Genomic DNA, 7,936 nt, shown 5'->3' on the forward strand with positions numbered 1-7,936 from the left:
ATCAGTATTTATTATCTAAGAGACTAACAGCAAAGTTTATAACTTTGCTGTTAGTCTCTTGTTGTTAGGTTTTTATAAAAATAAAATGAACTTAACTTCATTAAGAGAACTTATAATCTACGATAAAATATTAGATATTCTACATACTGTTTTTGTAATGTAACTTATTTCGAAATTCTACTAATCTTTTAACTTCATCTATACTATTAATTGTTAAAAATTACAATGGAGGGCAATTTAATTTATGAATGATATTACCATTATAGGAGCTTCACAAAATAATTTGAAAAATATAAATATAACTATACCTAAACATTTAGTTACAGTATTTACAGGTCGTTCTGGTTCAGGTAAATCATCACTGGTTTTCAGAACAATAGCTGCTGAATCTGAACAACTTTTAAATGAAAGTTATTCTAGCTACATTCAATTTCATTTAAATAAGCAGCCTAAACCAAAAGTAAAAGCAATTAAAAATCTTCCTGTAGCAATGACGATTAGTCAAAAAAGATTTAATGGTAATTCTCGATCTACTGTAGGTACAGTATCTGATATATACGCCTCTGTTAGATTGTTATGGTCAAGGATAGGTGAACCTTTTGTCGGTTATTCAGATGCCTTTTCATTTAACAGTCCCAATGGTATGTGTGAAACATGTGAAGGATTAGGTTACATTGAAGACATTAATTTAAATGAGCTCTTAGATTGGAACAAATCTTTAAATGAAGGTGCTATTAATTTTCCATCTTTTGGACCTGATAAAGAAAGAGGGAAAGCTTATCGTGATAGTGGTCTGTTTGATAATGATAAAAAATTAAAAGCATATACAAAAGAGGAATTAGATTTGTTTTTATATCAGGAGCCAATAAAATTAAAAAAACCACCTGAAGAATGGCGGAAATCAGCAAAATATGTGGGACTTATACCTAGGTTTAGAAGAATATTCTTGGGAGATAAAGAATTTAACAAAAAACGTTATGCTAAACATCTTAAAAATGTTGTGGAAAACAAAGTTTGTCCAACTTGTAACGGTCAACGTTTAAATTCGAAAATTTTGAGTTGTAAAATTATGGGAAAAAATATTTCAGATTTCACACAAATGACTGTAAAAGAAAATTTAGCATTTCTTAATAAATTAAATAATTCAACAGCCCAGTTTATTATTGAACCACTCCGAAAACAATTAGAAGCACTTGATTATATAGGATTAAGTTATTTAACTCTTGACCGTGTAACCACTTCTTTATCAGGTGGAGAAGCACAACGGCTTAAATTAATACGACATTTAAATAGTTCGCTATCTGATTTGGTTTATATCATTGATGAACCAAGTGTTGGTTTACATCCAGAGGATATTGCAAAAATAAATGAAATTTTGAAATCTTTAAAACATAAAGGTAATACAGTATTAATTGTAGAACATGATCCTGATGTAATTAAAGAAGCAGATTATATTATTGATATGGGGCCAAGTTCAGGGGCGCAAGGTGGAGAGATAACGTTTAAGGGAACATACAAAGAATTATTGTCTTCAGATACATCTACTGGGGAAGCACTACGTATCAAACATCACTTAAAAAATGAGATACGTGAAGCAAAGAGTTTTTATCATCTTGGACCAGTGACCCAAAACAATTTGAATAATGTGACAGTTGATATACCCAAGCATGTTTTGACAGTATTAACTGGAGTAGCAGGTTCTGGGAAAAGTTCACTTGTTAAGGCAGGTTTTGCAAAAAATGATAATGCAGTATTTATGGATCAAAAAGCGATACAAGGTTCCAATCGGTCTAATTTACTAACTTATTTAGGTGTTTTTGATAGAGTCAGAAATTTTTTCAGCAAAGAAACTGGATTAAATAAATCTATGTTTAGTTATAATTCGAAAGGAGCTTGTGCCAATTGTGGTGGTAAAGGTTATATTGAAACAGAACTTGCATTTATGGGTGAATTTTCACAAACATGTGAAGTGTGTCACGGTAAACGTTATAAGCCAGAAGTGTTGAATGCAACTATAGATGGCTATTCTATTGCTGATTTCCTTGAATTGACTGTTGACGAAGGTATAAGATTTTTTGATAAAGAAAATGAAATTCAGTCTAAGTTACAAGCTATAAGTAAAACTGGATTAAATTACGTAACCCTTGGCCAACCTCTATCTACATTATCAGGTGGTGAAATTCAACGCGTTAAATTAGGCCAATATTTAAATGATGATGTTACAGATAGTATTTTTATATTTGATGAACCTACGACAGGTTTACATGAAGCTGATATTCCTATATTGATAAACTGTTTTAATGATCTTATTGAACAAAATAACACTGTTATTTTAATTGAACACAATTTATCAATTATGTGTGATGCTGATTGGATTATAGATGTAGGACCAGGACCTGGTCTAGATGGGGGTAAAATACAATTTAGTGGCTATACTATAAACTTTGTTAAAGAGAATAAAACATTAACATCTAAGCATTTGAAACTTTATATAGCAAATGATTAAAGTTGTTTCATATTTTCATAGAGCATTGGTTAGATTTAGAAATTTTGAAACTTAGCGATTCTGAAAATTATCACATGAAATTAATAAAGAAGTCTATATACTGGTTATAATCTGTATATAGACTTCTTTATTAATTTATTATTATGGTTTTAGAATTACTTTAATATTATTATCTTTTTTTTGATCGAAAATATCATACGCTTGTTTTGCATCTTCTAAAGGCATTGTATGAGTTATAATTTCTGTTGGATCAAAAACCTCATTTTTAATCATTTCATATAATTTTGGCATTTGATGAATAACTGGCGCTTGTCCACTTTTTACTTGGACATCTCTATTGAAAATTAAATCTATTGGAAAATTGTCTGCAGGTGTACCGTAAATACCAGTTAATTGAATCGTTCCAAATTTTCTTACTGATTCAGCTGCTGTAATAATGGGACTAATATTACCTCGTTGCGCTGAATTTGAACTTATCTCTAAATCATCTTGAGCAACTTGGCCATCCATTCCAACACAATCTATAACGACATCTGCACCACCGCGTGTGCTTTCATGAAGTAATTTTCCTATATTATCTTCTTTAGAAAAATTATATACTTCAGCGCCATTGGATTTTTTGGCATGGTTTAATCTATGTTCTACATTGTCAATGGCAATAACACGTTCAGCGCCTTTTAATTTAGCAAATTTTTGTGCCATTAAACCGATTGGGCCACAACCGAGAACAATAACGGTATCTCCAGATTTTACGCCTGCATGTTCAACACTCCAATAAGCTGTTGGGACCACATCAGATAAAAATAATACTTGTTCGTCTTTCAAATCACTATCTGGAACTTTGAAAGAGGAGAAATCGGCAAATGGGACTCTCAAATACTCTGCTTGACCTCCCCAGTGGTTTCCGTGCATGCCACCAAAACCGAAGAGTCCACCATTATTCATTTTCCAACTTGCCGGTGATGGATTAGAATTATCACACTGAGACTCCATTTCATTATTACAATAGAAACAATCGCCACAACCTATGTTAAAAGGTATAACTACTCTATCTCCCTTTTTTAAGGTTTTAACCTCTTTTCCTACTTCTTCTACAATTCCCATTGGCTCATGTCCAATAACAAAATCAGGATCCATAAATAAATCACCTTGATGGTAAAGATGTAAATCAGAACCACATATACCTGAAGCTGTTATTTTTATAATTGCATCCGTTGATTCTTCTATTATTGGATCATGTACTTCACGCACTTCCATGTTTTTATGACCTTGATAAGTAACTGCTTTCATTTGTACCACGCTCCTCTAAAGATTTTACCCTTGATATTATAATGTAAACTCAGAGTAATAAATTGATTTATTACTCTTTTTAGAAAATTATTAGTTCATATGTAGCAAAATGCCAAACATCCTATTTATTTAGCCAAAATTAATTAAAAAGTAATTATAGATAAGTTTAATACATGTAAGCAATATACTAGAATAAAATTAAAGATTTACCTAAAAGTAACTATACAGTTTTGACCCGTTTATAAGTAATTGCTGATTTTAAAGAAGAATTTGTGTGTTTTCTTAAACCGAAATAAAAATCTGAAAAGCGAAGGATTTTAATGTTTATTGCTTTTAAAAGCTGATAATTTAAATGCACATTATGTTATTGCTACTTTTTGGGAAATTAAGTTACTTACAAACTATGGAAGATTCTCGAAAATATAAAGTACCTCATAAGAAAAGAGAGATAAAAAATGTATAGATCAAGATATATTCGTTAACGAGCATGTTTTGAAATGATTAAGACACTCTTTATAAAGAAATATTTTTTTTATACTACTTTATAGCTTAAAAATTTTGAAAAATTTGTTTAATTTTCATACTTACTTTTTTTCGGTGTAGTTAAAGCTACGACAGCTATAATAATAAATAGTCCGCCTACTAGTTGATAGTATCCAAAGGATTCATTTAACCAAGTAATTGAAATGATGATGGCAACAAGAGGTTCTATACTGGATAAAATGCTTGTTTCAGATGGGGATAAATACTTTAAACTTCCGATATAAAGAAGAAATGAAAGAGTTCCACTTATAATCACACCTAATAACATAACAGTTGTTGTGATTGTTAAGTCTTCAATAAAACTTTGAATACTTAAATTTAAATTTAATAAAAAGGAAAATACACCTGCGATTAACATCCCCCACCCAACTACAAGAATGACGCCCCATTTTTTGATTAAAGAAACCGGTTGTATAGTGTAAAATGTAAAACCTAGCATTGTAAGAAATCCAAAAATAATACCCTGTTTGGTTAGAAGAATGTTTTGATACGAACCATTTGTGATTAAAAAATAGAGACCAATTAAAGCTATAACTATAGAGATAAATTGTCTGGCAGTTGGTAGCTGCTTGATTTGTATGGATACATAAATTGTAATAAGGATTGGAGCAAAAAACTGAAACAACATAGCCGTGACAGCATTGCTTACATTGATTGTCTCGATAAAAAAGTATTGAGCACCGAGCATACCAATAGCGCCAAATAATATGAGTTGAAATCTGTGACCTGGGTACTTCCAAATTTCAAAGATTTGTTTTTTTGAAAAAGAAAGATACAAGAGAAGAAAAATTCCAGCTAATAGTAAACGAAAAACAAGAAAATCTATGGATGAAATGCTGGAATGTTGGAAAAGCCACTGTATCATCGGACCCGATAGGCCCCAAAGAGTTGCTCCACTAATAATCATAATATATCCTATATGTTGATTTTGCTGATTCATTTTAACCCTCCATTGTTAGTATTATTATTACTATGATGTAAAAATTGTACTCTTAAGGTATTATAGTGAATATCTGACTCTTTTATAAGTGCCAGTATTTTATTAGTAGAGGGGACCAGATTTAATGTTACAGTTAACACCGAATTTTGATATTCAAGGCAAAGATCCGATTTATATCCAGTTATATTCGTATATTAAACAAGAGATAAAGAAAAAAAGATTATTACCTGAAATGAAGTTGCCTTCAAAACGAAAACTTTCTCAGCATCTTTGCGTTAGTCAAAATACTGTTGAATCTGCCTATGGGCAATTAGTTGCTGAAGGCTACTTAAAAGCGCTTCCTAGAAAAGGATATTATATTTGCGATATTGAAGAAGAGGATTTTAATATAAATTATCAAAATCCCAAGTATGTGGAGGAAAAATTAAATAATAACGATGGTTATACCTATGATTTTGCATACACTGGTGTTGATCCAGAATCTTTTCCTTTTAACCTTTATAGAAAGTTGGTAAATGAAATATTTCAAAGTGATAACAAACAAATATTACAGTTAGGCCATCCTCAAGGAGAGCTATATTTACGAAGAGCAATTGCGGATTATATTTACGAAGGAAGAGGAGTAAAATGTTATCCAAGTCAAATTGTTATCGGATCTGGCACACAAACTTTAATGAAGATACTTTTTCTATTATTACCAAAGAGCAAATTTGCTGTTGAAGACCCTGGATATCATAGGAAAATGATGTTATTTGAAAAAGAAGCAAATCAAGTAGAATTCATTCCAATCGATTCAGAAGGTATGCTTGTTTCTCATTTAATTAAATCTGATGCAAATGTAGCGATTGTGACGCCGTCCCATCAGTTTCCTAGTGGTATGATTATGCCGGTTTCAAAACGCTTACAAATATTGAAATGGGCAAAAGAACAAAAAGACCGTTATATTATTGAAGATGATTATGATAGTGAATTTCGATATAGTGGTAAACCAGTACCTGCGCTTCAAGGGTTAGATACCGGAGAAAATGTAATTTATATGGGTACTTTCTCCAAATTACTATTACCTTCTCTGCGTATTAGTTATATGGTTTTACCAATTTCTCTAATCAATATCTACCAAGAAGACTTTTTCTTTTATGCTCAAACAGTCTCTCGCATAGACCAAAATATCTTAAAAGAATTTTTAAATAGAGGACATTGGGAAAAACATATTCAAAAAATGAAAGTGGTTTATCGAAAAAAAAGAGATGTTTTAATTACAGCTATTTCAAAACATTTCCCAGAAAGTGTTGAAGTTATAGGCGAAGACTCTGGTTTGCATTTAACCCTACGTTTAAATAATGGTATGACAGAACAAGAGGCTATTGATCAAGCAGCAAAATTTGGTGTAAAAGTAAATTCTGTTTCTGAATACGGGGAAAATGATGGCCAAACCGTCCTCCTTGGCTTTGCAGTACTATCCATAGAACAAATAAAAGCAGCAGTTAAACTGCTTGAAAAAGCATGGTTTGAAAAAAATACAAGTAATCATTATTAAGATTTTCTTTTTCAATAATGACTCTAAAGGTAAGTATATACAAAGTATTGTATATAAGAATGATGCTAAAAGAGACTTTTGTTACTCATACTGTGATATCAACAATAGTTTCGAGAGCAAGGTTAGTATTTATACTAATATTCCATTATTTTTAATATTAATTTTATTATAAAGATTAACTTAAAGCGAAGTATAATTATACTTCGCTTTTTTAAATATATAATCTAATGACCCTATATACACTATTAATATCAGAAAAAATATTTTGTATGTTTAGAGCGTACTTATATGTCTCTGAGTCATTCTCTATTTATATCAATTTACTAGTCAATATAAAAACATATCAATATTCCTCAAAGAGATTATATAAAGTTCGGTTCAATTTTTCTTCTTTAAAAAAATTAACTAATTTTCATTATTAATTAATTTCAAATATTCATCTCCCCATTCACAAATACCATAGACCACATTGTCGAGAGACAAACCAACACTAGTTAATCGATATTCAACTTTTGGAGGGACTACTGGATATATAGTTCTTTTTATTATCATATCCTTTTCAAGCTCCCTTAATTGTCTAATTAACATTCTTTGATTAATATCTGGTAATTTTTTTTCTAATTCACTCAACCTAAGTACTTCTGATTGTAATAAATGATAAATAATAGGGATTTTCCATCTACCACCAATTACTGATAAAGCTAAATCTTTAGAAGTGTAAAATAATTTATTATTATATTCTATTAACAATTTCTTCTCCTCAGTGACATATTTGTCAGTATTGTATTTCCGAAGTTATTATAGCATAATGAATACATAATATATAGGAGGTAACAACATATGGAATTACAATTAGCAATTGATTTATTAAATAAAGAGGAAGCAACAGAATTAGCAAATAAAGTTAAAGATTATATAGATATCGTAGAAATTGGAACACCAATTGTTATAAATGAAGGATTACCAGCTGTACAACATTTAAATGATAATATTGATGGTGTAAAAGTATTAGCAGATTTAAAAATTATGGATGCTGCCGATTACGAAGTAAGTCAAGCAGTTAAATTTGGTGCAGACATAGTAACAATTTTAGGCGTTGCAGAAGATGCATCAATTAAAG

Annotated in this window: 6 protein-coding genes; 3 read left to right on the top strand and 3 right to left on the bottom strand. The window is 30.4% G+C overall.

Annotated elements, in window-relative coordinates:
• Positions 1 to 244: 244 nt before the first annotated feature.
• The gene (locus L987_RS04045; protein ID WP_047503167.1) at positions 245 to 2,506 is read left to right on the top strand and encodes an ATP-binding cassette domain-containing protein; all 2,262 of its coding nucleotides are present in this window, start codon (positions 245 to 247) and stop codon (positions 2,504 to 2,506) included.
• Positions 2,507 to 2,647: 141 nt separating this feature from the next.
• On the opposite strand, the gene L987_RS04050 is transcribed toward L987_RS04045, so the two are convergent.
• Entirely contained in the window at positions 2,648 to 3,796 is a 1,149-nt protein-coding gene (locus L987_RS04050; protein WP_011303359.1) for an alcohol dehydrogenase catalytic domain-containing protein, read from the bottom strand.
• 571 nt (positions 3,797 to 4,367) lie between these two features.
• The gene (locus L987_RS04055) at positions 4,368 to 5,279 is read right to left on the bottom strand and encodes a DMT family transporter (RefSeq protein ID WP_047503170.1); all 912 of its coding nucleotides are present in this window, start codon (positions 5,277 to 5,279) and stop codon (positions 4,368 to 4,370) included.
• A gap of 124 nt (positions 5,280 to 5,403) precedes the next feature.
• On the opposite strand from L987_RS04055, the gene pdxR reads away from it, so the two are divergent.
• Complete coding sequence (gene pdxR / locus L987_RS04060; protein WP_047503172.1) at positions 5,404 to 6,816, top strand: MocR-like pyridoxine biosynthesis transcription factor PdxR; 1,413 nt, start codon at positions 5,404 to 5,406, stop codon at positions 6,814 to 6,816.
• A 405-nt stretch (positions 6,817 to 7,221) separates the two neighbouring features.
• On the opposite strand, the gene L987_RS04065 is transcribed toward pdxR, so the two are convergent.
• Complete coding sequence (locus L987_RS04065; RefSeq protein ID WP_002508649.1) at positions 7,222 to 7,566, bottom strand: winged helix-turn-helix transcriptional regulator; 345 nt, start codon at positions 7,564 to 7,566, stop codon at positions 7,222 to 7,224.
• A gap of 90 nt (positions 7,567 to 7,656) precedes the next feature.
• Between L987_RS04065 and L987_RS04070 the strand changes: the two genes are divergently transcribed.
• A partial coding sequence (locus tag L987_RS04070) for an orotidine 5'-phosphate decarboxylase / HUMPS family protein (RefSeq protein WP_047503174.1) occupies positions 7,657 to 7,936 on the top strand: 280 nt, incomplete at its 3' end.

Origin of the sequence: Staphylococcus sp. ZWU0021 (assembly GCF_000798895.1) — a bacterium.
Taxonomy (GTDB): domain Bacteria; phylum Bacillota; class Bacilli; order Staphylococcales; family Staphylococcaceae; genus Staphylococcus; species Staphylococcus saprophyticus.